This window comes from Thermaurantimonas sp. (assembly GCF_046299575.1).
In the GTDB taxonomy this organism is placed as follows: domain Bacteria; phylum Bacteroidota; class Bacteroidia; order Flavobacteriales; family Schleiferiaceae; genus Thermaurantimonas.
In genome coordinates this window covers 58,361-82,419 of record NZ_JBKBHX010000009.1, presented here as the reverse complement: position 1 = coordinate 82,419, position 24,059 = coordinate 58,361, and the positions used below count along the sequence as shown (strand labels likewise).

Below are 24,059 nucleotides of genomic sequence, written 5' to 3'. Positions count from 1 at the left end.
GACGACAGAGTGTCTGCATCCATTCATGCAACTGCTCACTGCGTTCGCAGGCATTCATGGAAAGATACATGGCGACTATCACAAAAAATGGTATCATCATTGACTTTAAAAGGTCTTAATCCTTGTTTTAGTGGAAGATACATGGCGACCGTGGTCTCAATGAGGCCGTTAGAGTGCGCAGACGCGCAGTCTTAATCCTTGTTTTAGTGGAAGATACATGGCGACATGGTTGAAGGCAGCGAATTCCCTCTCACCATATGGTGTCTTAATCCTTGTTTTAGTGGAAGATACATGGCGACCGAGTTCTCCCTTAACGGCTATGCCGTTTCGCTCAGAGTCTTAATCCTTGTTTTAGTGGAAGATACATGGCGACGACTTTGAAGTCGAAGTTTTCGGAATAGAGTATAATGAGTCTTAATCCTTGTTTTAGTGGAAGATACATGGCGACTTATACAAAAACGTATTGGGAGGGCATGTCCTCATTGGGTCTTAATCCTTGTTTTAGTGGAAGATACATGGCGACTAATATGAAATTATACAAAAACGTATTGGGAGGGCATGGTCTTAATCCTTGTTTTAGTGGAAGATACATGGCGACCCCTACGCAAAAAATAACAGGCAGATTATTAAGATCTCGTCTTAATCCTTGTTTTAGTGGAAGATACATGGCGACAAACAGAAAATGAGACTGAAAAAGTTTATTTTCGGTCTTAATCCTTGTTTTAGTGGAAGATACATGGCGACCAGCTATAGATGTGTTCAAAGAAGTGGTAAGAAAAGAGTCTTAATCCTTGTTTTAGTGGAAGATACATGGCGACTTAACTTCCTCTTACAGGAAGGAATAATCGTTGAAAGTCTTAATCCTTGTTTTAGTGGAAGATACATGGCGACATCTTTGGAAGAGACGTCAATCGTAAAGACGTTTTAGAGTCTTAATCCTTGTTTTAGTGGAAGATACATGGCGACTCTCTGAGAGATTTAAGGGTCTTCTTTATTACAGAAGAGTCTTAATCCTTGTTTTAGTGGAAGATACATGGCGACATGATATGGCGGGTGCTGGTGATGGGTTTCAAAACCCGTCTTAATCCTTGTTTTAGTGGAAGATACATGGCGACGCATGTGGCTTTTGTGTATCTTGTTTTGAAAGAGGGGTCTTAATCCTTGTTTTAGTGGAAGATACATGGCGACAGAAACTGGAATGGCGGCTATGCTCGCAAAATGAACGGGTCTTAATCCTTGTTTTAGTGGAAGATACATGGCGACGGAAACAAAAGGTCTTATATGGGACGAACTCTGGATCGAGTCTTAATCCTTGTTTTAGTGGAAGATACATGGCGACACATTCAAAGAACTGTGGTAGGTTTCTACCACAGTTTGTCTTAATCCTTGTTTTAGTGGAAGATACATGGCGACGCCAGTACGGTGTTAATAAACTACACCGAAAGAAGCAAGTCTTAATCCTTGTTTTAGTGGAAGATACATGGCGACGCGATGGTTTACCATGCCCGTTTAAAAATTTAGAAGTCTTAATCCTTGTTTTAGTGGAAGATACATGGCGACAAAACAAAGGAGCCGAAAGTAAGGCTCCGCGGTGCATACGTCTTAATCCTTGTTTTAGTGGAAGATACATGGCGACGTATAGAGGTTATGAAATGTGGCACTCCCACATATCAGGTCTTAATCCTTGTTTTAGTGGAAGATACATGGCGACCGGTTAGATGCGGGCGAATTCACTATTCTGCCCGCAAAGTCTTAATCCTTGTTTTAGTGGAAGATACATGGCGACAATGGAAATATATCAAAAACTCCTAAACGCTTTCAGACAGTCTTAATCCTTGTTTTAGTGGAAGATACATGGCGACAGATAAATATGGTAATATGATTGGTGATGGTACAGAACAGTCTTAATCCTTGTTTTAGTGGAAGATACATGGCGACAATTAATGAACTGATTAATTCACTCCCTGAAGAAAGGTCTTAATCCTTGTTTTAGTGGAAGATACATGGCGACCCTGCAGTTTTTGCAGGAAGGATACATAACCCTCCCAGTCTTAATCCTTGTTTTAGTGGAAGATACATGGCGACAGTAATACTGGACGAGGAAGAGCACGTGTATACAGATGTCTTAATCCTTGTTTTAGTGGAAGATACATGGCGACCCGTTGGAATGTAATGAAGACCATGTTGAGGTCTTCAAAGTCTTAATCCTTGTTTTAGTGGAAGATACATGGCGACAAATCTGCTACCACGTGATCGAGACCAAACACAAATAGTCTTAATCCTTGTTTTAGTGGAAGATACATGGCGACTATGTGTAAAATCCCCGACGATGGGGTTATTAGGTGTCTTAATCATTGTTTTAGTGGAAGATACATGGCGACTCGTAGAGTTTCTCGGCTATTTGGTTAAATAGCCTGAGTCTTAATCATTGTTTTAGTGGAAGATACATGGCGACAAGATACTCTAAACTGTGGTGGGAGTAAATCCCACCAGCCTTAATCCTTGTTTTAGTGGAAGATACATGGCGACAAAGATGATGTAAAGATCGATGTATTTGAACTCACAAAGTCTTAATCCTTGTTTTAGTGGAAGATACATGGCGACGAGCTAATCGACTATCAATGTAACTCCGATACGGGAGGTCTTAATCCTTGTTTTAGTGGAAGATACATGGCGACATGAACTCAGAGGGCTGGAGGTATTCACTCCGAATGCGTCTTAATCCTTGTTTTAGTGGAAGATACATGGCGACTTGAGGTCGATGTTAAAGTAAAGGACTCAGACATCCCCCGTCTTAATCCTTGTTTTAGTGGAAGATACATGGCGACAGATGAGGAGGGATGATTGGATTTGTGTAAACCTGTCTTAATCCTTGTTTTAGTGGAAGATACATGGCGACACAACCGAAAGCGTGTACGTGTACTACATTTTCGGCGATGTCTTAATCCTTGTTTTAGTGGAAGATACATGGCGACTGATGGGGTGATAAAACGTATCCGTCTATATATAGAAGTCTTAATCCTTGTTTTAGTGGTGCAGACGACAGAGTGTCTGCATCCATTCATGCAACTGCTCACTGCGTTCGCAGGCATTCATGGAAAGATACATGGCGACGTAACCCGTTTCCACGACATGGCGTTTGCCGGAGACGTCTTAATCCTTGTTTTAGTGGAAGATACATGGCGACTTGTTTAAAAATGTTTTAGGGGGATTCGTCCTCATCGAGTCTTAATCCTTGTTTTAGTGGAAGATACATGGCGACTTCAAATGAACTCATACGAAATACTCACTAACCCGCACGGTCTTAATCCTTGTTTTAGTGGAAGATACATGGCGACCCTATAATTAAGAGCATTAAAAATATAAAGATATGAGTGTCTTAATCCTTGTTTTAGTGGAAGATACATGGCGACGGCATTGAAGTCGATGTAAGAGTTCATGATAGCGACGTCTTAATCCTTGTTTTAGTGGAAGATACATGGCGACGAAATCGGCCTTTGACCTTTACAATGAATTGCTCAGCGTCTTAATCCTTGTTTTAGTGGAAGATACATGGCGACAATTTGATTGGTGATGGAACAGAACACGCCAATTATGTCTTAATCCTTGTTTTAGTGGAAGATACATGGCGACCAAAGATGGTGTCATCATTGATTTCAAAAGCACGGCGTCTTAATCCTTGTTTTAGTGGAAGATACATGGCGACTATTTATCAAGTGAATAGCACGAAGCCCATTCAGCCGTCTTAATCCTTGTTTTAGTGGAAGATACATGGCGACATGATAAAGAAAAAAGTGTTGGACACAATAAATAAGTCGTCTTAATCCTTGTTTTAGTGGAAGATACATGGCGACGAGAAAAAGTTTTTGATATAATAAAAACTTACGACTTTGTCTTAATCCTTGTTTTAGTGGAAGATACATGGCGACTTCGTTTCAGATAAGTTTTTTGCAACTAAGAAGGAAAGGGTCTTAATCCTTGTTTTAGTGGAAGATACATGGCGACGGTGAGAGTTCTCACCAATTTCGACGAGTTTGAGGGCAAGTCTTAATCCTTGTTTTAGTGGAAGATACATGGCGACGCCTTTGCAAATATGGCGTGAGCTAACCTGGCAGCAGGGTCTTAATCCTTGTTTTAGTGGAAGATACATGGCGACTTAAGAAGTTCATCTTCGGCTTCGTTGAAGTCGAAAAAGTCTTAATCCTTGTTTTAGTGGAAGATACATGGCGACCCGAGTCTTATAACTCGGCTGAAATGCAAAAATTTAGTCTTAATCCTTGTTTTAGTGGAAGATACATGGCGACGCGTTCATAGAACGCGAGAACGGCTTCGATAGGCTTATGTCTTAATCCTTGTTTTAGTGGAAGATACATGGCGACGCCATTGATGGCATCCCAACAGTAAAAACTATCTTTGTCTTAATCCTTGTTTTAGTGGAAGATACATGGCGACTTGCTAAAATGTCTGGATTAGATGTAAAAGGACTTTTGTCTTAATCCTTGTTTTAGTGGAAGATACATGGCGACAACACGAAACTTACGGCTCATTCGACAGGCATATCAAGTCTTAATCCTTGTTTTAGTGGAAGATACATGGCGACAAATGCCGACGCTGAAACTTGCCCGAATAATGTACAAGTCTTAATCCTTGTTTTAGTGGAAGATACATGGCGACAGTGTGGTAAAAACTTACCCAAAGTCTGAAACCCCCGCTGTCTTAATCCTTGTTTTAGTGGAAGATACATGGCGACTTTGTTTTGGCGCTGCGAGAGGCACCGTTGACGCCATCAGTCTTAATCCTTGTTTTAGTGGAAGATACATGGCGACACAACAAAGGTGAGTGCATTTGAAATATTCGACTTCGTCTTAATCCTTGTTTTAGTGGAAGATACATGGCGACAACTTATGGAAACACAGGTAAGAGTATATGAGCTCAAAGTCTTAATCCTTGTTTTAGTGGAAGATACATGGCGACTCAAGGGCTGTAAGTATGACAGAATTTTCTGATGTGGGGTCTTAATCCTTGTTTTAGTGGAAGATACATGGCGACTATGGCCAAAGTGTTTTTTAACAACAAAATCACCAGCGTCTTAATCCTTGTTTTAGTGGAAGATACATGGCGACATAGGTATCAATAATATACAAAACATAGAAAACTACGAAGTCTTAATCCTTGTTTTAGTGGAAGATACATGGCGACTATAGAAGTCGATGTAAAAGTGTCTGATAGCGAATTGTCTTAATCCTTGTTTTAGTGGAAGATACATGGCGACGGAGCAAGTCAATTGCTTTGGAGATTGAAAAAAGTTGTGTCTTAATCCTTGTTTTAGTGGAAGATACATGGCGACAAAGCTACGGCAAGCCCACAACTATAAAGGTTGATTAGTCTTAATCCTTGTTTTAGTGGAAGATACATGGCGACAGGTATTTTTGTTTTCTGTTGAATTTCAGTATGTTAAAGAGCGTTTCTCGGCATTTTTTACCTAATTTGTCCACGAATAAACCGCCTTTTCAGAACTTTGCAATAATCGCTAAAATCTTGATATTTCGCAAGTCAATTGATAAATATTAACATATTAATAACTTACTTTTCTCCTTTTATTCTTCTAAGCGCTTATAAAAATAGCTGATTTTTTCTAATCGTTATTGAAATTGTGTTTTTCAATAATAAGGGTTTGATATAATATTATTGTCTAATATTGTCTAATTAGAGCTTACCTCTTGTCAGTCGAGTCTAGTACCTGATTTTCTTTGGTTTTCACCGGAAGGTCTAGCTTCAGTAAGATTGCTCCTATGTAAGGATGATGTAGGTTTGCTGTTTTTTGAAGTGCTTTAAAATTTTTTGCTTCTATGTTTTTGATGTGGGTGAGATTAGGATTGGTGCTTTGCCATAATGGGTATGATAGGAGTAGTATTTATAGGTTTTGTTAGTTCGTTGAGGTCTTATGGAATATATGATATAAAGTCATGGTAAATTATTTTGCTGCTTCTTGAATAAATTCGGATATTCATTCTCGGTGGGATGTTTCGGCAGTTGGCTTATACCATGTTGCGAGGAGGTGATTGCTTTAATCATTGGTTAGTCGGTAGTTTTGATTTTTATGATGATAGTAATTGGCAAGTAGTAAATTTAAAGGAGCTGGAGAGTTTTTACTTATTTATTGTCATTTAAGAGATGGATAATTTTTCTCGGGCGCGTATGGAGTAATCGGGTTTTGGAGTTAGAGGTTTGGTCATTTCCTATTAGGTTTTTAAGCTGCCTGGAATTGAGGATGATATTTGTGTGGTTGCTAAAGTTCGAAATTCTTTTGGCCTGTACGGGCGTAGGCAATAGTTTCCGGTCTGGCATCTATGGATTGGCGGAGTATTTGTGTGAGTTAAATACAGTGATGTGATAATAATCAAGATTGTAAGTATGTACTTGGTACACTTGTCGGAATCAGTTGCGTAAATGTTTGGCTTTGTATCAAAGGCTGAAGTGGTGAAGGTGATCAGGAGAAGGGGTGAACGATAGGCACTCATTTGTAAGGCGTGCATAGGTAAGCCAAAAATGCTCGGCAAAGATCATAAGTGTTTGTTGGGGTAGGAGTGTTTGATTCGGTGGCATTGCCTTGTGAATAGTTTAAGGGTTGAAGGTTTTTAAGGTTACGCCATTCGATCTGCTACTAGTATATAGTGTGTATGGAAAAAACAGCTTAGATAAAAATATTGGAAAGTTGGAGACAATGTTCCAGATGGAGCGATGGTAAGTCCTTTTTATTTAATTCGAAAAATACAATGGTGCTAGGATAAAAAATAAGATATAGATGAGAAGTTTTTTACTTTAAAGAACTTACATGTAAGCTGCCATACAAGGCAGGAGCGCAATATATCCGCCTTCTGGATTTTTTTGGTGAGAAGATTTGTTCTGATGTTAAAATTAGATACCTTTTTCCGTGGAGTTGATTTTTTTTTTTAAATTTAGATTATGAGCCAAGTGTTAATACTATTTTGTTAAACAAGTTATTAGTCTTTTTTCTGAATGGGATTTTTCAGCTTACTCTGTGCCTGCTGTTGCGTTCTGTATTTAAGAGATCTTGTATGTATAGGTAACATTCATTGTTCATAGGTATGCCCTTTAGATGGTGTTTATCAGCATGAAATATCCTAATTTTAATTGTTTATTTAATGGTATACAGCAAAAAATTTTGAGCATATTTGTAGAATAGTTGAAGTTTTTGACAGAAGAAACGCTGGAATCGGGATTTTGAAAATTTATTAGTAAGTATACCTTTCTTGAAATGCAGAGGTTTTAGTGAAAAAACTTATTTTTAGAAATTATGTTCAAATTTTTTAATGTCTTTGGCAGCATGGAGGTGAGCGCAGTTTCACGCTGAAGTAGTGTGTAAGATCGGGTAGTGCTTTTTGTTTTTGTTTTGGCTGGAGTTTTAATTTATGTGGGTGGAAAAGCTGTGCTATGCATGAAAAAAGGCAGCATTCACAGTTAAGCGGTAGGTAAATCTGGAGAATCGGAGCCAGGCTGGCTGATTGAGACTAGGTCAGCTTGTGTGATGCTTGCAATATGAGGTAAAACCATACCAAAGTGCCTGAAAAAGGGAACTAGGGGAGGTCGGAAAGTCGGGAAATATTAAATATCAACTTCGAAGGTATAGCGAATGCGTCGGTAGTCAGCATGTGCGAAGAAGGATAAGCACGTATACCATAGGGTATTCTTGATGCGAAGGTAAGATTGGTTTTTGGGAATTTTGATGAGGAAACGCAAGCGGTAGTAATCGCTAACGCGTGCTACGGGTGGAAATTCCGGGCCTATGATACTGATTTCTGAAATGGTGGTGAGGCTCTGTGCCAGTTGAGAGGCGGCTGATTGAAGGATTTTGAGATCGCGATGGCGGAGGGTAAGCTGTATCATACGCACATATGGTGGGTAGTGAAACTCCCGTCGCTCGGTAGCCTGCCATTGGTAGAAGTCGCTGTACTGATGTGAGCAGACGTGTGTGAGCACGGGATGCTGTGGGGTGTAGGTCTGAATGAAAACTTTTCCTCTCTGGCCGCTGCGGCCGCTGCGACCTGCTACTTGTTCGAGGAGCTGAAAGGCGCGTTCGTGAGCGCGGTATTCGGGGAAGTAGAGGAGATTGTCAGCATTAACGACGCCAACGACTTCTACTTTGGTAAAGTTAAGTCCCTTTGTGACCATTTGAGTGCCGACGAGAATGTCAATTTGCCCTGTTTCCATATCGGTAAGGAGCTGTTGATAGCGCTTCTTGCTTCGGGCGGTGTCGATGTCGAGTCGCTCGATGCGCGCATTAGGAAAGTAAGAGGTGAGTTCGTCTTCGATCTGTTCGGTGCCGGCTCCATGCAACTGGAGCTGTGTGCTGCCACAGGCGCTGCAGGTAAGGGGTATGGACTTTTCGCTGCCACAGTAGTGGCATCGGAGTTTTTGGGCTGCCTTATGCAGGGTGAGGGTGATGTCGCAATGCTGACACATATAAATGAAGCCGCACTCGGTGCATACAAGGCGAGGGGCATATCCTCGGCGGTTTTGGAAGATGATGGACTGCTTGCCGCGGGATAAGGCATCTTCGATGGCTTGCAGGAGTATATGGCTGAAATTACCGCGCAGTTGGCCTTGTTTTCGAGTAGCTTTCAGGTCAATAATTTCGACAGTGGGGAGGCTTATGCCTTCATAGCGCTGGTGTAGCTCCACCAGATCGTATTTGCCGACCTGGGTGTTGAAATAACTTTCGATAGAAGGTGTAGCACTGCCGAGGAGTACACGAGCATCGAAGAGGCTAGCCAGATAGATGGCTGCATCTCGACCCTGGTAGCGGGGATTGGGGGCATCTTGCCGATAGGAGGGGTCATGCTCTTCGTCAATGATGACAAGCCTGAGGTCGGAATAGGGCAAAAAAAGAGCGCTTCGGGCACCGACTATTAGGCGACCGGCGGGTTCAGCTTTTCTAACGGATTCCCAAACATCGGTGCGTTCGCGGTCGGTCATGCGGCTGTGATAAAGACTGATTTGATCGCCAAAAAACTGGCGAAGACGGCCGATGAGTTGGGTGGTAAGGGCTATTTCAGGTACCAATAATAGGCATTGACCGCCGGATTGCTGCACCTGCTTCATCAGATGTACATAGATTTCGGTCTTTCCGCTAGAGGTAACTCCGTGCAGCAGGGCGATTCGCTTTCTTTGGAAAGAATCTAGAATCTGCTGAAGGGCTTGGTTTTGTGCAGGTGTAAGCGCATATGCCTGTATGCCGGAGCGACCGATGATGGACGATTCTTTTACCTCTGCGATTTCAAAGATGCCTTTTTCTACCAAGGCATCTAAAGATGACATGGAGGCGCGTGAAACTTCGAGCAGTTTCTCTCGGGTAACGAGTTGACCAGTAGATTCGATCTGGTAGTAGGCTAATAGGAGATTTTGCTGGCTCTTAGCTCGTGAGGTAGGACTGAGAATGCCGGCAATGAGCTCATCGTTATCAGGCCGGAGTCTGACGACTTTAACCCACTTTTCAAGACTTTGGTGCTTGATGGATTCTTTGATAAGCAATAGTCCGCTATCGACCAGTTGGCGAACGAGCTTAACAGCGCCAGTGCCGGAGAATTTCACTACGTCGTTGAGGGTAGTTTCGCTATTGGAACGAGTGAGTCGAAGTACTTCGAGTTCAGCCTCGCTCAGTTCACCGGGCCAGTGTTCTTCTTCGATCGGGCAGAAGAGTTGGGTTTCGCTTTCGAGTTTCAGGCGCGAGGGCAGGGCTACATTCATCACTTCGCCCGGAGTGCACATGTAATAAGAGGCCAGCCATTCCCAAAATTGCAAAATGCGCTGATCGTCGATGGCCGGTCCGAGTACTTCGAGGATGGCTTTTGGTTGGTGGTGTTCGGGTTTTTCGTCGTGGAGGCGGAGAACGATACCAGAATAAATTTTTCGATTGCCGAACTGGACGAGTACTCTGATGCCTGGCCGGAGTAAGGCGTGCATGCCTTCAGGAATTAAATAAGTAAAGCCGCCAGCCAAGGGCCTCGGGAGAAGTACTTCGGCAAATCGAGGTATGGTTTGGTTTTCCAATGGCAATTAGCTCTTAATGGAAACTTCGAAGGGTATGCGGTACTGAATGCTGCGCGCAAGTGTGATTTCGTCAGCGTATTGGAGTTCTTCGCCAATAGCTACTCCCCTGGCGAGTGTGGTGATATGTATGGATAAATCTTTTGTCTTTTTAAAAACGAAAAAAGCGGTAGTATCCCCTTCGGCAGTTGAGGGTAGGGCAATGATGAGTTCCTGAACGCCGGTTGTTTGAATGCGTTCGGGCAAGTCAGCCACGGCAATGTCAGAGGGGCCGGTTCCAGCCATTGGATTGATAAGACCTCCGAGCACGTGGTATTTGCCGTGAAATTGACCTGTATTTTCGATAGCAAGTACATCGCGCACATCTTCTACTACGCAGAGGCGAGTAGCATCGCGCCTAGGGTCGCTACATATGGCGCAAAGGTCAGATTCGGATATATTGTGGCATTCGCGACAAGTTTTTACTTCGCTAACTAATGCGTGTATGGCTTCAGCGAGTTTTAAACCCACTTCTTTATCGCGCGACAGCAGGTGTAGGGCCAATCGCAAAGCAGTCTTACGACCAATACCTGGTAGCTTGGCTATTTCTGTAACAGCATTTTCTAAAATGCGAGATGGCAAGGTAGGTTCATTCATGAAAATCAATCACTTATTACAACAGAGCTTCCATATGCAAAGAAAGGCAAATTCTATCTAAACTTCATTTAGGCAATAAGCGATTTGTTCCTAAGTAGGATGCAAGCTGAAAGTGTTCAAGCTGCAAAAAAGCTTTTTTTAAAAAATTGGGAAATGTAGTCCAGTTTAAAAAACGATTCAGTGGAGAATCATCTCACCTGCCGGCAATATGAGTTCATACCTCTTGTTTTTGAAGTAGCGTATATCGCTTTCTGTAGCTATGCGCACTAAGGCAAAATCACCTCCCCATGCACCCAGAGATTTAATCAGCAGAGGGTACTCTTTAAACAGCAATTGTTTGATTGTAGGTAAGCCAATAAGACGGCTGATGAGGACCTCATGTTGCTGAAGCAGGTAGTCAAAATCAGCTGAATTATTAACTCTAGATAGTTCAAGGCTTATTGCATCTACCTCGTTGATAAGTACAGGATCTACCTGAACTGATGCAGTGCGACTGAGCTCAGCCTGTGAGGATTGCTTTTTGCCTAGATAAAGAAATCGGAGGCTGTCTTCATCGGGCATTGAGTACTGCAGAAGTTGAATGTCGGGTTTTGGTTGGTCAAGTTTGTACAAAAGCGGTTTGCCATGCAGCGACACTGCCACATCGTATCCGCTACCCGAGAGGGTAGAAAAAAAGAGTTCGAAGGCATCGCACTGAGCCCAGTTGGCTATGAGCGCCACTAAGGTGCTGCTGCTGCCAAGGCCCCAGTGACGCGAGAATTCGAGTCGGGTTTCGACCTGGAATCCCGTGTACTTAAAAACGGGATTGAGTTCTTGAGCTTTTTTCAGGAGATTTTTAAGTATTTCAGCTTCAGTAGTCGATTCGTGAGGTATCAATTCTTTTCCTTCAAATGTCACTTCGAGCCACACTTGTCCGTCGGCATCACGAGCTTGCCAGATGAGTATATTGCAGTTGGGAAGGGGAGTGGCTTTGAGCTGCTGTCCGTAGCGCGTGGGCAATGCTAAGGCACGAGCGCCATGCATTACGGCATATTCGCCTGTGAGCATCAGTTTGCCATAGGCATAAGTTTCGAACGGAATTCTTTCCATCAAGAGAGTAGTTTTCTAACGTATTCTGCGTCTTCAGGGGTATCAACGGGTATGCTTTGAAAAGATGTTTCAATGCAATGAATTCGGTAACCAGCCACTAACCACCGCAGTTGTTCCAGTTTTTCTGCATCTTCCAGAGGGACTGCGGGCAGTTGTACCACTTCTTCCAAAACCTGGCTGCGGAAGGCATAAATACCAATGTGATGATAGTAGTTAAACGATTTTGTCCATTGCTCGCGGGGTAAGTCACGCTGGTAGGGAATGATGCTGCGACTGAAGTACAAAGCGCGATTGTACTGGTCGAGCACTACATGTACTGTACCCTCTTTGAGTTCGTCAGAGGACAGAACTTTTCGCACGGCAGTAGCGATTTGTACAGAGGGATTTGAAAAAAGAGCTGCGAGATTTTTTGGCAGCAGAGGGTCGAGCAAGGGCTCATCACCCTGAATGTTTATAATTACATCAAACGATAAACCTTCCATTTCGAGGGCAGAAAGTACTTCGGCACATCGGCTGGTACCGTTCTGATGTGTTGGAGAGGTCATAAGTGCACGTCCACCAAAGCTGTTTACAGCAGCTGAAATACGCTCATCGTCGGTGGCAACTATCAGTGTATCTACTGCTCTGAGGGCTCTCTCGTACACGTGTTGAATCATAGGTTTGCCACCTAAGTCAATAAGTGGTTTACCCGGAAGACGCGAGCTGCCATACCGCGCAGGAATAATGCCGAGTACTTTCATAAATATCGAATCAATAAAATGCTTACTACTGCAGCCGACAAAGTTCGGACCGATGACAATAAATACCCAGATGTGTTAAAAAGGAACTGCAAAAAAATAAGAGAGAAGGAGTGCTATGTTTATAATAAAAATCATAGGTATAAATGTGTTGAAAATCAAAGGAATTACAGGTAAACATTAAATAAATGAAGTCATTGTGGTATTATACGTATCATGAGTCACTAGGGTAGAGAAAAGAATTTCGAGAGGTAGATTTCATCATTTTGATTTTATTTTTGCGCCAGTCTGCAGGTGGCCCTAACACGGCCTTAATAGGGAATGCGGTGAAAATCCGCAACTGTACCCGCAGCTGTGAGCTTCGATACAGAGCGTTGTCCATTCTAATGCCACTGTTGCGACTTGAAAGCAATGGGAAGGCGGACGACGTGAAGCAAGTCAGAAGACCTGCCGCAGACGTAAATGAAAAGCCGCTTGTCTCTCGGGAATAAGAGACAGCCTGAAGATGAATGGATTAAAATTTTTAATTGGAGCTTGGTTGCTCTCATGGGTTATTTGTGCCCAGCATACGAATTTACCTGAAGTGGAAGTGCGCGCTAACCGCATTCATCTGTCCACATCAGGCCTAATGGAATTTTCTCCTGACTCTTCCTTATTAAAAAATAAGGCTTTTTTAGAAGTTACAGACTTGATGCGTCACTCCTTGCCTGGTGTTGTAAGGCAATATGGCCCAGGGATGATTACCACCCTCAGGATACGCGGACTAGCATCAGAGCACTTCAAAGTCGTTTGGAATGGCCTTAGCATCAATAATGCGGCAATGGGCCTCTTTGACTTCAGCGGTGTATCTGGATTTTCATTCGACCAAATATCAATTTATCAAGGCAATATGGCTGGTTTTTACGGTTCAGGTGCAGGTAGCGGAGCGTTGATGCTCACTTCGAAACCTGTGGCTGAAGCTTTTGAAGCCAGCGTTATTTCATCGATCGGATCGTTTGGCTACCGGCAGATCGGAGTAACAGCTGGAACTAATAGTGGCCGATTAAATACCAAAGTATCTCTACATCAATACCTCGCATTAAATAACTTTGAATACACAAACCTATCGAGACAGCGCCAAAAACTAGCCAATGGCAGCTATATTCATTCTAACGCCAATCTGGATATAGGCTATGAAATCAACGAAGGATTACGCCTGCAATTGGCCGTTTGGAAACAGAGGTCATTTATAAACATTCCTCCTTCTCGAGCAGAATCACGCTTTAACACAAGTAGGCAGTGGAACGATAATTTGCGTACAGTGCTCTCATTATCAGGTCAAGCAGGTAGAATCATATACTCAGCAGGTGGAGGTTTTATTTCTGAAAAGATTGTTTATCAAAACGATTTGCTTCGCTCATCCGATTCGAGCGAGGTGCGGGGATGGCAGACCTTCGCACGTGGTCAAATGAACGGAAAGAGATGGAATGCTATGTTTAACACGGAACTCAGTCACTACAAAGCGCCATCGGCTCAACGGGCAGAAGGGGCACAGCAAACGTTGGCAGTGATGAATATGACCCTAGAGCATTGGATGAAACAAAACTTACGCGTAGCACTCACCGCTAGACAGGAGTGGATGGATGGAAGTTGGGCACCAACAGTATTTAGACTCTCGAGCGAGAAAATTTTAAATACCCTAAAATTTAGTATTTCAGCGGGCAATCACTTTCGCTGGCCCACGCTGAACGAGCGTTTTTGGCTGCCGGGAGGAAATCCAAACCTTCAACCCGAATCAGGCTATACTGCTGAAGCAGGAGTTTTGTATGGACAAAATTTGGGTCCAATCGATATAGAAATAAAAGCTCAGCCCTTCGCTCAGCATATCAACCAACTGATCCTCTGGCAGCCCTTGGGAGCCTTCTGGTCGCCAATCAATTTACAGAGTGCCCGAAGTACCGGTATAGAGATGCGCGCAGCATCTAAACTAAGAGTAAAAAATCAACAGAACGTTGATTTTCAATTCAACTACTGCTTCAATCGCACGGAAGTAACAAAGGCCAACGGTAATATGGCTTCTACCTTGGGCAAACAGCTAATTTATAGCCCATTACATATTTCCAATATATTATTGGGCTACACTTTCAATACGTGGCAATTGCTTGCAACCACGCAGCTACAAAGCGCTCAGCATACATTGAGCGACAACCATTCTTCGGGAATTTTAAAAGGCTTTGTTGTGTTTAATTCATTCATATACAAAGAGTATTTATTAAAATATCTCCATTTGAGAGCAGGAATCGAAATTCGAAATCTATTTAATCAAGAATATCAATTGGTTGCGCAACGACCCATGCCCGGAAGAGAATATAGATTAAATTTTTTAATACGAAATTATAAACCAAAAACCAGAAATATATGACTAAAAATCACCTTGTAGCGACAGTTGTTCTTTTCGCAGTTTTAGCAGTATCTTGTTCTAAAGACGAAGCTATACAACTCCCTGAAAAACTCTATCAACCGGGAGTGTTAGTTGTAAATGAAGGTCCCTTCGGCAGTGGAACAGGAACGCTCGATTTTTACGATCCCCAAACCAAGAAGTTAGAATCAGACATTTATCAGAAAGTAAACGGAGTTCCGATCGGTAACATCTTTCAGTCAGTCTATTTCGATTTGTCATATGGGTATTTGGTGGCCAATAATTCGGGTGCTGTTCGCGTAGTAGATGCTAATAATTTAAAACTTTTGGGTTCTCTTGAGGATATGGCATCGCCACGCTATGCTGTAAGAACAGGTACTTTATCTGTTGCCATTTCCGATTGGGCATCCGGTAAAGTGTTTTTCTACCAAACACCGGCGTTTACTAAACTTGCAGAGGTAGAGAGTGGAAACGGTCCTGAACGCATGTATTTCCAGCAATCGGCTAATAAGCTCTATGTACTCAACTCCGGTGGATTCTTCACTGATTCTACCATAACAGTGATAAACACAACCAATTTTCAGGTAATTCGCAAAATTCAAGTTCCCTTCAATCCCAATTCCTATGCTGTGGATAAAGACGGCAAGCTGTGGGTAATATGTGGTGGCAAGAAAGATTTTACCAATCCCGCAAACAACACACCCGGAGCCCTGGTTCGTATCAACACAGCCACCGATCAGGTCGAACTTACACTTAACTTCACGGATGCAGGCAAATTCCCATCAAACCTTACAATTAACCGAGATCGGGAGGTGTTATACTTTGTCGATGACAAGTATTTCGGCGGGGTTTACAGAATGAACATAACTGCGAATGCGCTTCCCAATGCTCCCGTGATAAATCGCACAGCCTATGCTCTGGCAATCGACGACATTAGAGGCGACCTCTATCTGGGAGATGCGGGCAACTTCAATCAAGCGGGAAAAATGATTCGATACGCAGTACCTTCTCTTACACCCCTTGATTCACAGCAAGTAGGTGTAATACCTGGCAATTTTACCTTCAGATAGTTCAAAAAATAGATTTGATTCCTGGCCTGTACAGCACTATATGGTGCGTACAGGCCTTTTCTTTTAAGAGCAGTTTGATGCGTTTTGCCTGCATGTCCTTATGATTGGGGGAATTTTCCCGACCTTTGCCAGTGATGACTGAGCGACTTAAGTTTACAATTCGCGTACCTAATAAGAAAATTTTACACACACTCGAACAGCGTCTGGAGCGTGTTCAAGGTGGTGCAGGTAGATTAGGCGTTTTGGAAAAACTTGTTTTGAAATTAGGCATAATTCAAGGCAGTTTACACCCTGTAATTCAATATCCGAGATTTTTGCTTTTTGCGGGCGATCACCTTACCGGACTTAAATTGTCAAATGACCCGATTAGCCCTGCAGCGCGTAGGGTTAATAAGATGCTGCTCGATGAAACCCCGGTTCTAAAAATAGCCAATCAAGCCGAATTAGACGTAAAAATCATCGATTGTGGAATTCATTATCCCTTAGAGGGATTTATTGACTATTGGCTGCACAAAGGTTCACTGATTTTAAACAGAAAAATTCGCGGAGCTGCACGCGATTTTGTCCATGAAGCTTCTCTAACCACGCATGAAGTACACCAGGCCATTGCTTACGGAGCTGATTTGATCAACTCGTATTATTATCAAGGTTCTAATGTATTTTTATTAGGCCATATAGGTTCATCTTGTAGAGTTTCGACTATTGCTTTGGGCGCATCGATTCTGGAGGTTGAACCTGCGTCTCTCCTTCACATAATTACGGCAGAAGATGAAATTTTGGTGAAAAATGCTGCTTTAGCCCTCAAAAAACATCCGAAAACACACGATCCAATCAATCAAATAGCTATTTGGGGTACCTATCAAATCGCAATGATGGTAGGAGCCATACTTAAGCTTGCCGAGAAGGAGCTCCTGATGGTAGTAGATGACGACGAAGCGCTCTTAGCGCTTTACCTGGCATGGAAGTTACACCCCGAAATGGCTGAATATGTCTTGTTGGCTCAAAATTCCTCGCTCATAGCTCAACAAGTACAAAGACATATACAGATACAACCCTTTTTTGATTTTAAAATTTCGGCCGAAGAAGGTATGGGAGCTATACCTGTTTTTCAGCTTTTGAAAATGGCATGCGAAATTTTTAATTAATTTTTGTAAATCAGTTTTTTAAATTGCAATAATTAAACTTTTTATTTAGGTATAAAATTAATATAAAATATTGAAAATTAATATTTGACAATATTCTATATAAACTATTGATTGAGTTTTATTGAATTTACGATTTAATTCAAATTTTTAAAAAATTGATATTCAATGTAAAAAACAAAAAATATGATTTTATTAATGGATTAAAGAAGTATAAGTTGACACAAAGTTTAGAACAGATCAGAGATCTTTTTAGCTATGATAGGAGCTAAAGCGATACCCATACCAGATAGTCGCACTCCATATGCAATAGACGATGGAGTAGTTCCAACGAGATATCCCTTTTCATTTTCAGGCCCAAAGCCCATGATACCGGCCCAGCGATACTCTATACCCAGAGTTGTTGGAACTTTAAAATGTTTTTTTAAAACACGCTCTAACTCGCTCTGAATTAATTCGCTTATTTCAATTGTATCTGTAGACTCTCCTTTGAAGTCCAGATTTCGTGCTCCTCCGAGCAAAATTCTGTTTTCGCGTATGTTGCGAGCGTAATAGTAGCCTTCGTCCCAATGCAGATTGCTTTTCCATTCCAAAGGCTGGGGCAGAGGTTCAGTCACCAGTACCTGACCTCTTTTAGGAGCCACAGACAGCTCAGGTAATAATAAAGCAGCAAAACCATTTGTGCACACGATTGCTTGTCGGGTGTGAAGCTCTCCTAAATTGGAATGAATTACATGTTTGTTACCTGACTTTTCAATGTTATTAACTTCAACTCCGTTTAAAAGCACAACGCCATGCGATTGTGCCTTTTGAATGAGTTTTAGAATCAACTTTCCGGAGTGCAATTGGCCTTCGTAAGGCGTATAAATTGCGCCAATGGCCCCTTTAACGCCCTCAAGTTCTTCTAAGTCGTCGTCGATGATAAAAACTTCATTAGCCAGTTCGCCAAGCAGTTCGTTGATATAGTGGACTTTAGTGCAGGTTTCTTCGTACTTTTTCTTTTGGCCTTTAAAAAAGAGTTCGTAACCGCCAAGAAATTTAAAATCGATGTCGTAGGGCTTAATTATGTGCAGAAGTTCTTTGATACCCATCCATCGGTCGGTTACCAGGCGAATAGCAGCCTCCTCTCCTAGTGTTTCAATGTCATATAGTATTTCTGTGGGGCTTCCGAAACAAGCAAAACCGGCATTTCTAGTACTAGCTCCAAAGGGAATTAAAGAGCGCTCTAAGATGGAAATGCGAGCTTTTGGAAACTTTTCAGACAGTTTAAGGGCAGTAATCAATCCGGTTATACCACTGCCTACGATGGTAAAATCCGTTTCGCTCAGAAAGGCGTCTTTCTCCCAAAAACTCAGCGGACGACTCATACTGTTTGAACTAAGCGCTTATCTACATAGCTAAATGCCAGTAAAATGAGCGCACCGTAAAAGAGGGTACCGAGCAATTGATTGATCGCAAAAGGTATCGCTGCTACATAGCAAGATAGTAAGCCACTGAATGTTTGGGGATATAAAGCAGATTCATACCAAACTCCAAAATTGGTAACAAGGTAAAAAAGTACTGTAGAGGCAAAGGAAGAAACCAGCCACTTGAAAATAGAATTGCCTCGGGAGAGAAGGCGAGGAATGAAAACTGAAAATATGAAAGAGCTATAAATCAAAATTGCACCAGGCGTAAACCAGACAAATGAACCATAAAATTCAGAGTAAAAGATATTGTTAATGAGTAAATCAGACACAAACATAGATGCCACGGTAGAGAGCAGAGCCGGTATCCAATTTCGGTATGCCAAGCCACCAGCTATGGCAACGGCACCTATGGCTGTAAAATTGGGGTAGTGGGGAATAATGCGGGAAACAAAGGCAATAACCAGGAGAATTAAAGTGTATGTCCAATCTTTACGCGTCATTAAATAAAGGATTTGCTGCAAAAATACACGAGTAGCGTTACAAAAACGGATTCTCCCTGCTAGGTGTGAAAAAAAACACGCGACCATCACTTGTAAAGAGTGCCACCTTCACCACTTGGATATGATTAATATGTGAATTTACATCTGTAAATTCCCTGTTTTCGCTCTCCGTATCTGTAATTGTGTCTTCAATACGTTGTTCAGCAGAATTTTGAACATTTTTATCTGAAGTGTGAACCTCTTCAATAGCTGAAAATAAATCGTTGATTACTGGTTTTTTAGGCTCTGTTATCTTTGGAACTACTTCAAACATACCACCATGGCCTTTCAGAAGGTAATTGAAATTAACATTTGGAAATTTTTGTAATATTGCTTCCAAAATCGTTAAAGAAGGATTGTTGCGACCGCTGTAAATATGCGAGAGAGCAGCTGAGCTAATTCCTAGTTTTTCTGCAAATTCATTATTTGTAAGTCCTTGAGCTTGCTGCAATTCCTTGATTCTGTCAACAATTGTTTTCATCCTTCGTTTTTATTACAAATGTAAACTTGTTTAGAGAACTCTTTCTCTCTTACATCTGTAAAATAATCAATCTGATATTACATATGTAAATGTCTAAGTTTAACCATTACAAGTGAGTTTGAGTTTTTTATTGTAAATACCTTTGACTTTAAAAATTCATGTAGATGACTTCCAAAGTGGAATATAAAGGTGATTTGAGATGTGAATCGACACATATCAGAAGTCAGCAAATCATACTTACGGATGCCCCACCTGACAATCATGGCCGTGGTGAAGCCTTTTCGCCAACCGACTTGCTCAGCACTTCGCTTGCGACCTGCATGTTGACCATTATGGGTATAGCAGCCGGAGAGAAAGAAAATCTGCTGAAAGGAGCCTATGCTGAGGTAACTAAAGTAATGGCTTCAGCTCCAAGACGCGTAAGCGAGATACATTTAAAAGTGTATCTGCCGGAACAGTATCCGGTGGATGATCGACCTCGGTTAGAGCAAGCTGGCCGCAACTGTCCGGTAGCGAAGAGTTTACACCCAGATATCATGCAGGACATCGAATTTTACTGGACGCTTAAATGAGAATAGCTTTAATATTTCTCACACTGGCAGTAGCAGGCTGTGCCAGTTCAGGCATGCCAAGCGATCTGAAGCGGCATATTAAGGCAAAAAGTACTTCGTTGATTAGAGGCACAGTCGAAGTAAGTATGGATACTATTTTCTACAAAGGCGAGCCCTGGGGTATTATGCGGTTGGCTCCAGGTAACTTAGGACTATATCCTTCGTACCACATTTACACGCTCAGAGATCAACTGGTAATCACTGCTGTTCCAAAAGCTATAGAAGATTCAACTCAAGAAAGCCAAATGATCTATCTCATCCATTTTTTAAGTGAGGCAACCCCTGATCCTTCTATATATCCCGTTTTTTTGCGCAGGCGCGATTTGGCTCACGACCTCGTTTCTTATCGAGTTATTGAAAACAACACACTTAACGAATCAGGAATCAAAAACTTTCAGAGAATTTTTAAAAAATACACTGAAAATAATTAATACTTATAGATTGCACATTTAAAGTTGCAGCAAAAACTGCAGGGTATCGACTCCGTCAGCATAACTGTCGATCGACGGCCATTGTGCCTTGCCATAGTCATCCGTACATAGCGAACTTTCGGCACCTACAATGCATTGGATTTGATCGCGAAGCTGATTAATGATCAAAGCGAGTTCATCATTCGATGAATAGTACTCGTAATGAACCACGCTCACAGGAGTTGCAAGAGCCTGATTTTGACGGAGTATAAAGAAGCCATTTTCTAAAATAGGCTCCTTGCTCATTAAATAGACTACGCGGTTGTAGTCGTAATTGCTGGCATATCGGTGGTGCTGTATGATGTATCGCCAGTCGTAAAAAGCACCGAAGATGCGCTGCAAATCGAATCCTTCGGGTAAGTACAGCTTTGAAACAGATCGACATCCAAGGCCAAAGTATAGAAAGACATCATCAGCAAGACACTTCAATTGATCGTAGGTAGTATCTGCTGTGACGATGGCTATTGAATTTCTGTTTTTGCGAATGATATTGGGGTATTTTCCAAAATAATATTCGAAGTAGCGCGCGCTGTTATTAGAGCCTGTAGCAATAACAGCGTCGATGTTTTCGAGACGATCTACAAAACGAATGCGCTCAGCCACCGACTGATCTACTTCAGCCAAAATTGAAATCATCCATTTTGTCAATAGTGGATCGTCTGACGATGTTTTTACGCTCGCATTATGCCCTGATAGATAGACACATATCAAGTCGTGAACACCCACAAACGGTATATTTCCGGCCGTGATGATGCCGACGTTTTTGACGGATTTATGCTCCTTTTGATATTTGTCAAGCCAATTTTCCAGATTCTCCTCATTGAGCATAGAGGCCCAATATGAGAGGCCATACCACACATTTTCCGGGGTGAACCACGGATTTATGGCTGAAGCTTTTTGAATAAGTTCTTGAATATCAGAGGATAAATTTTGATTTCTATACTCTTCAACGAGCTTGTTTAGTTTGTTTCCAAATTCAGTTAAAATTTGAATTTCTGTCCCAAAAGTCATTTTTAGAGGCGGTGAGTGATTACCTTTGCAAAGGTAAATTTTGAAAATCGTACGATTCTATGGCTATTAAAATTACAGAAGAGTGTATAAACTGCGGGGCTTGTGAGCCAGAATGTCCTAACAATGCAATTTATGAAGGCGGCAGGGAATGGAGATTTTCGGATGGCACCTCGTTGAAAGGTAAGGTAACTCCAAAGTCAGGCATTACCTACGATGCCGATGAGCCCCAGGAGCCTCTAAGCTACGATGTATATTATATCGTTACTGATAAATGTACTGAATGTGTTGGCTTTCACGATGAGCCTCAATGTGCTGCCGTATGTCCCGTAGATTGTTGTGTACCTGATGAAAATCACGTAGAAACTCGCGAAGAGCTGTTGGCTAAAAAGGATTTCTTACATCTTTAGAAATTGAGCATTACATCTTTTCCCTTCTGTTTGCAATAAAATTGTTTCAGAAGGGTTTTTTATTTGATTGAAATTTATTTTTAATTGAGGACTACGTCGTCATGCAATCAAGCCATCAAAAAAAATTTTTTTATTTACTATGCATTTTCAGCTTCGTCAGTATTTATGTTAATCCTATTCGATCTCAATCGCTGCGCGAAGCAGAAAGTACTTTGGCAGATTTGGGTTCAAAGATTCTAAAAGCAGAAGAATATAACGCCAGAAAGCAGGCTTCTGATGAATTCTCCAAATTGTTGTACGAACTACTTTGTCAACCGGAAAGTTTTAATTACCCATTCGAACAGGTAAAAAACCTAAGCCGCCTACAGTCAAATGATAAGCTTGTGAATGTATTTACCTGGTTATTGCCTCAAACCGAACCCAATACATACGAATTTTACGGTATTCTGCAGATTAAAGACAAAAACAATCGAATTTATTTGTATACCCTTGTAGATAAGGCATCTGAAATACCTCAGCCCGAGTACACTGCACTTAATCCTGCCCGTTGGTATGGAGCTCTATATTATCAGATCATTGACGTAAAACATGGAAATCAAACGTTTTATACCTTGCTCGGATATCGGCCACAAGGCAAATCTGTACAGCGCAAAGTGGTAGATGCGTTGTTGATTAAAAGCCCTAAAAATGTAACTTTTGGTGCACAAATATTTTATATTCAAGATTTTGCAGATCGGCGATATATGAAAAAACCATTTCGGCTGTTTTACGATTACTCGGCCAGTGTATCAGCTACGCTTCGCTATAATGAAAAGGAGAAGATGATAATCATGGACCACCTGGCGCCACCCGATGCGTCTAAAAAAGGTCTTTTTGCTGTATATGGACCAGATTTTTCGTACGATGGACTATATTGGAACAACGGCCATTGGCACCTTAAAGAGCAAATAAAATTTGATACAGGTATCAAAGACGAAATTCCGACGGTTCCACCACCCGTTCGCAGAAAGTTTTAATGTCAAAAGTCAAAAGACTTGGCGCTATTTGGTATCATTTCATGCATATACACTAAAGCTCAATTTCTCATTACGAGTACTTTTGATTAAAATTCTCTCTTTATGAAAACAAATTTGCTTCTTGCGTTAGTTGCTTTTTTCTTTCTTTCATGTAATCAAGAGAATGACTCGTATGATGCGTCCATGTCGTCAGCTGAAATGGCGGAGTCTCGTGACCTTGCGGGTCATCCTAATGAAAATGTATTGAATAGCGATCAAGAATTTTTTTCAGAAAGATTGCTCATTAAAAATGGATCAATCCGATTTAAGACAAACGATTTTCAAACATCAAGAAAGGTATTGTTTAAATTGATTGAAAAGTTTAAAGGGATTGTTCAAAACGAAAGTACTGATCGTTACGACAATTCCATAAACCTCTACATCGATTGCAAAATTCCCTCAAAGCATTTCGATGCTTTTGTTGATACTCTAGAAGGAGTTTTTGGACGCCCCGAGTCGCGCAACATCCGCATTGAAGACATCACCAAGCACTATCGCGACACCGAAGCTCGCATACAAACGAAAAAAGAGCTTGAAAACCGTTATCGAGAATTGCTCAAACAGGCAAAAACTGTTTCTGAAATTCTGGAAATAGAGGCAAAGCTAAACGAAGTGCGTTACGAAATCGAGCAATATGAGCAAATGATAAAAAATTATGATAATCAACTGGCTTACAGTTCCTTAAATATTAGTCTGTATCAAGAATCAAGGCGCGAATTAGAATTTTTTAAAAAGGTCGGAGACGGCATTTACGAAGGATGGGACAACTTTCTGAGGTTTTTAATCGGCATCGTACATCTTTGGCCATTTGTCATCTTGATTTTGGTAGTAGTATATCTATTGAAGTTCAGGCGAAAAAAGTGAGCCGACTTCATTTTTTGTCTTTTTAAGCACTTTTTCTTCTTTGTACTTTTAAATGATTTGTATGAACCTTCG

Annotated in this window: 16 protein-coding genes, 2 CRISPR repeat arrays and 1 riboswitch; of the genes, 8 read left to right on the top strand and 8 right to left on the bottom strand. The window is 41.6% G+C overall.

Features of this window, described 5'->3' with window-relative positions:
- Window positions 1-112: 112 nt before the first annotated feature.
- A CRISPR array of direct repeats spans window positions 113-2,975; the repeat unit is 37 nt; unit sequence GTCTTAATCCTTGTTTTAGTGGAAGATACATGGCGAC.
- Between the two features lie 174 nt (window positions 2,976-3,149).
- Window positions 3,150-5,421: a CRISPR direct-repeat array (repeat unit 37 nt; unit sequence GTCTTAATCCTTGTTTTAGTGGAAGATACATGGCGAC).
- A 2,205-nt stretch (window positions 5,422-7,626) separates the two neighbouring features.
- The 4 genes from priA to kdsB form a co-directional block, all read right to left on the bottom strand.
- Entirely contained in the window at window positions 7,627-10,071 is a 2,445-nt protein-coding gene (gene priA, locus ACK4EX_RS11410; RefSeq protein ID WP_409772919.1) for a primosomal protein N', read from the bottom strand.
- A 6-nt stretch (window positions 10,072-10,077) separates the two neighbouring features.
- On the bottom strand, window positions 10,078-10,704 hold the full coding sequence (gene recR, locus ACK4EX_RS11405; RefSeq protein ID WP_409772916.1) for a recombination mediator RecR: 627 nt from the start codon (window positions 10,702-10,704) through the stop codon (window positions 10,078-10,080).
- 177 nt (window positions 10,705-10,881) lie between these two features.
- Window positions 10,882-11,793, bottom strand: coding sequence for a GYDIA family GHMP kinase (locus ACK4EX_RS11400; RefSeq protein WP_409772913.1), 912 nt, complete (start codon window positions 11,791-11,793; stop codon window positions 10,882-10,884).
- A complete protein-coding gene (gene kdsB / locus ACK4EX_RS11395) occupies window positions 11,793-12,533 on the bottom strand; it encodes a 3-deoxy-manno-octulosonate cytidylyltransferase (RefSeq protein WP_409772911.1) in 741 nt (246 codons plus the stop codon). The genes ACK4EX_RS11400 and kdsB overlap by 1 nt, the downstream gene beginning before the upstream one ends.
- 272 nt (window positions 12,534-12,805) lie before the next feature.
- Window positions 12,806-12,999, top strand: a riboswitch (cobalamin riboswitch).
- A 36-nt stretch (window positions 13,000-13,035) separates the two neighbouring features.
- Here kdsB and ACK4EX_RS11390 point away from each other — a divergent pair.
- The 3 genes from ACK4EX_RS11390 to ACK4EX_RS11380 all read left to right on the top strand — a co-directional run bounded on the left by ACK4EX_RS11390 (window position 13,036) and on the right by ACK4EX_RS11380 (window position 17,143).
- Window positions 13,036-14,931, top strand: coding sequence for a TonB-dependent receptor plug domain-containing protein (locus ACK4EX_RS11390; RefSeq protein ID WP_409772908.1), 1,896 nt, complete (start codon window positions 13,036-13,038; stop codon window positions 14,929-14,931).
- Complete coding sequence (locus ACK4EX_RS11385; protein ID WP_409772906.1) at window positions 14,928-15,998, top strand: DUF5074 domain-containing protein; 1,071 nt, start codon at window positions 14,928-14,930, stop codon at window positions 15,996-15,998. The genes ACK4EX_RS11390 and ACK4EX_RS11385 overlap by 4 nt, the downstream gene beginning before the upstream one ends.
- Window positions 15,999-16,132: 134 nt before the next feature.
- Window positions 16,133-17,143, top strand: coding sequence for a nicotinate-nucleotide--dimethylbenzimidazole phosphoribosyltransferase (locus tag ACK4EX_RS11380; RefSeq protein ID WP_409772904.1), 1,011 nt, complete (start codon window positions 16,133-16,135; stop codon window positions 17,141-17,143).
- Window positions 17,144-17,370: 227 nt separating this feature from the next.
- On the opposite strand, the gene ACK4EX_RS11375 is transcribed toward ACK4EX_RS11380, so the two are convergent.
- The 3 genes from ACK4EX_RS11375 to ACK4EX_RS11365 are packed head-to-tail and all read right to left on the bottom strand — an operon-like array spanning window position 17,371 to window position 19,569.
- On the bottom strand, window positions 17,371-18,507 hold the full coding sequence (locus ACK4EX_RS11375; protein ID WP_409772902.1) for an NAD(P)/FAD-dependent oxidoreductase: 1,137 nt from the start codon (window positions 18,505-18,507) through the stop codon (window positions 17,371-17,373).
- Window positions 18,504-19,049, bottom strand: coding sequence for a DUF6580 family putative transport protein (locus tag ACK4EX_RS11370; protein ID WP_409772899.1), 546 nt, complete (start codon window positions 19,047-19,049; stop codon window positions 18,504-18,506). Before ACK4EX_RS11370 ends, ACK4EX_RS11375 begins: the two co-directional genes overlap by 4 nt.
- A 37-nt stretch (window positions 19,050-19,086) precedes the next feature.
- Window positions 19,087-19,569, bottom strand: coding sequence for a helix-turn-helix domain-containing protein (locus ACK4EX_RS11365; protein ID WP_409772897.1), 483 nt, complete (start codon window positions 19,567-19,569; stop codon window positions 19,087-19,089).
- 164 nt (window positions 19,570-19,733) lie between these two features.
- On the opposite strand from ACK4EX_RS11365, the gene ACK4EX_RS11360 reads away from it, so the two are divergent.
- A complete protein-coding gene (locus ACK4EX_RS11360) occupies window positions 19,734-20,141 on the top strand; it encodes an OsmC family protein (RefSeq protein ID WP_409772895.1) in 408 nt (135 codons plus the stop codon).
- Window positions 20,138-20,611 carry a hypothetical protein gene (locus ACK4EX_RS11355; protein ID WP_409772893.1) on the top strand — a complete coding sequence of 158 codons (474 nt, stop codon included), beginning with the start codon at window positions 20,138-20,140 and terminating at the stop codon, window positions 20,609-20,611. Before ACK4EX_RS11360 ends, ACK4EX_RS11355 begins: the two co-directional genes overlap by 4 nt.
- An 18-nt stretch (window positions 20,612-20,629) precedes the next feature.
- Here the strand turns inward: ACK4EX_RS11355 and ACK4EX_RS11350 are convergent, their stop codons facing one another.
- A complete protein-coding gene (locus ACK4EX_RS11350) occupies window positions 20,630-21,661 on the bottom strand; it encodes an acyl-CoA reductase (protein WP_409772891.1) in 1,032 nt (343 codons plus the stop codon).
- A gap of 59 nt (window positions 21,662-21,720) precedes the next feature.
- On the opposite strand from ACK4EX_RS11350, the gene ACK4EX_RS11345 reads away from it, so the two are divergent.
- From ACK4EX_RS11345 to ACK4EX_RS11335, 3 genes are all read left to right on the top strand, one after another.
- A complete protein-coding gene (locus ACK4EX_RS11345) occupies window positions 21,721-22,068 on the top strand; it encodes a 4Fe-4S dicluster domain-containing protein (protein ID WP_409772889.1) in 348 nt (115 codons plus the stop codon).
- 101 nt (window positions 22,069-22,169) lie between these two features.
- Entirely contained in the window at window positions 22,170-23,084 is a 915-nt protein-coding gene (locus ACK4EX_RS11340; protein ID WP_409772886.1) for a hypothetical protein, read from the top strand.
- A 102-nt stretch (window positions 23,085-23,186) separates the two neighbouring features.
- Window positions 23,187-23,987, top strand: coding sequence for a DUF4349 domain-containing protein (locus ACK4EX_RS11335; RefSeq protein WP_409772884.1), 801 nt, complete (start codon window positions 23,187-23,189; stop codon window positions 23,985-23,987).
- Window positions 23,988-24,059: the final 72 nt, after the last annotated feature.

Bases quoted from the DNA above. Each gene is read 5' to 3' on its own strand.
- ACK4EX_RS11355 (WP_409772893.1), top strand. From the start codon at position 20,138: ATGAGAATAGCTTTAATATTTCTCACACTGGCAGTAGCAGGCTGTGCC.
- ACK4EX_RS11390 (WP_409772908.1), top strand. From the start codon at position 13,036: ATGAATGGATTAAAATTTTTAATTGGAGCTTGGTTGCTCTCATGGGTT.
- ACK4EX_RS11365 (WP_409772897.1), bottom strand. From the start codon at position 19,569: ATGAAAACAATTGTTGACAGAATCAAGGAATTGCAGCAAGCTCAAGGA.
- kdsB (WP_409772911.1), bottom strand. From the start codon at position 12,533: ATGAAAGTACTCGGCATTATTCCTGCGCGGTATGGCAGCTCGCGTCTT.
- ACK4EX_RS11360 (WP_409772895.1), top strand. From the start codon at position 19,734: ATGACTTCCAAAGTGGAATATAAAGGTGATTTGAGATGTGAATCGACA.
- ACK4EX_RS11350 (WP_409772891.1), bottom strand. From the start codon at position 21,661: ATGACTTTTGGGACAGAAATTCAAATTTTAACTGAATTTGGAAACAAA.
- ACK4EX_RS11340 (WP_409772886.1), top strand. From the start codon at position 22,170: ATGCAATCAAGCCATCAAAAAAAATTTTTTTATTTACTATGCATTTTC.
- recR (WP_409772916.1), bottom strand. From the start codon at position 10,704: ATGAATGAACCTACCTTGCCATCTCGCATTTTAGAAAATGCTGTTACA.
- ACK4EX_RS11380 (WP_409772904.1), top strand. From the start codon at position 16,133: ATGACTGAGCGACTTAAGTTTACAATTCGCGTACCTAATAAGAAAATT.
- ACK4EX_RS11370 (WP_409772899.1), bottom strand. From the start codon at position 19,049: ATGACGCGTAAAGATTGGACATACACTTTAATTCTCCTGGTTATTGCC.
- ACK4EX_RS11335 (WP_409772884.1), top strand. From the start codon at position 23,187: ATGAAAACAAATTTGCTTCTTGCGTTAGTTGCTTTTTTCTTTCTTTCA.
- ACK4EX_RS11345 (WP_409772889.1), top strand. From the start codon at position 21,721: ATGGCTATTAAAATTACAGAAGAGTGTATAAACTGCGGGGCTTGTGAG.
- ACK4EX_RS11375 (WP_409772902.1), bottom strand. From the start codon at position 18,507: ATGAGTCGTCCGCTGAGTTTTTGGGAGAAAGACGCCTTTCTGAGCGAA.
- ACK4EX_RS11385 (WP_409772906.1), top strand. From the start codon at position 14,928: ATGACTAAAAATCACCTTGTAGCGACAGTTGTTCTTTTCGCAGTTTTA.
- ACK4EX_RS11400 (WP_409772913.1), bottom strand. From the start codon at position 11,793: ATGGAAAGAATTCCGTTCGAAACTTATGCCTATGGCAAACTGATGCTC.